Origin of the sequence: Sinomonas terricola (genome assembly GCF_034931225.1) — a bacterium.
Taxonomy (GTDB): Bacteria; Actinomycetota; Actinomycetes; order Actinomycetales; family Micrococcaceae; genus Sinomonas; species Sinomonas terricola.
This window is the reverse complement of record NZ_JAYGGQ010000040.1, coordinates 1-777: the sequence shown is the minus strand read 5'-3', so window position 1 is coordinate 777 and position 777 is coordinate 1. Positions and strand designations below refer to the sequence as shown.

At 66.2% G+C, this 777-nt stretch carries 1 protein-coding gene; it reads left to right on the top strand.

Annotated features, from left to right (window positions below; genetic code table 11):
* Window positions 1-169 precede the first annotated feature (169 nt).
* The coding region (locus SPF06_RS22010; protein ID WP_323281306.1) for an ABC transporter substrate-binding protein at window positions 170-777 on the top strand (608 nt) is incomplete at its 3' end.

Here is a 777-nt window from a genome sequence, read left to right as displayed (position 1 = left end):
AGTTATTCATACGTATGAACAGAGAGGTTCTGTGATGGGTTCAGTGTTGTCTGCGCCGGTGGGGCGGCGGGCGGTTCTGGTGGGGGGTGCGGCCCTGGTGGGGGCTGCTGGGGTGTCGGCGTGCTCCCCGGGCGGGGGTTCTGGGGGGTCGGGGTCGAAGACGCTGAACGTGGCGTACTTCGGCACGCAGCAGCAGGCGGACAAGACGGCGAAGGTCGCGGACGCGTTCGTCAAGGCCAACCCGGGCACGTCGGTGAAGTTCAACGGGATCAACGGCACGGACTGGAACGACTTCTTCACCAAGGTCCTGACCCAGATCGCGGCGGGGAACCCGCCGGACATCGTCTCGGTCGCGACCGAGGGGGTGCAGCTGTTCGCGCAGAAGAAGCTCGCGCACCCGCTGGACGAGTATGTGAAGCGGGACAGGGACCAGCTCGCGCCGTACTTCAAGGACGTCCACCCGTCCCTGGTGGAGGCGATGATGTACGACGGGCACCTGTACGAGCTGCCGACCGACTTCAACGCCGGGAACATGTACTTCAACACGGCGCTGCTGAAGAAGTCCGGGCTGGAGCTGCCGGCGGCGGACTGGACGGTGGAGGACTTCAAGGCGGTCGCGGCGGCGATGAAGAAGGCCTCCCCGGACTCGGTGCCGTTCGACTGGGTCGTGCGGCTGTGGGGTTCGTGGACCTCGTTCATGTACGCCAACGGCGGCAACCTGGTCGCCGAGGGCAAGTACGACGGCGGGGACTGGCTCTGGTCCCAGTTCTACGCCGG